Source organism: Rothia sp. HMSC071F11 (genome assembly GCF_001809115.1).
GTDB lineage: Bacteria > Actinomycetota > Actinomycetes > Actinomycetales > Micrococcaceae > Rothia > Rothia dentocariosa.
The window spans coordinates 1-298 of the sequence record NZ_KV795754.1 but is presented as its reverse complement, the minus strand read 5'-3'; positions in this window follow the sequence as shown (position 1 = coordinate 298).

Below are 298 nucleotides of genomic sequence, written 5' to 3'. Positions count from 1 at the left end.
ATACATCCGCGAAGAAACCAGTACCCGGCACCTGGGCCAGCGGATCCGTCGAGAGGAAACGCTTCGAGGCACCATCAAAGACGCGGGCACCCATCACATCCAAACCGGCAACACGCACAGACCCGGCACCGGTAAACGAGAACCCGTGAGCTGACCGGCAGCATCATAGGTATACACCACCAGTCCGTCGGCAGATGCGCCCTGCCTGTTAAGTGAGGACGAAGTTTTTAGCCCACGTGAAATCCCCCGACACACTCTGCCTACTACGGAACTCGGGCCCGAAATCAGGACCACCAGC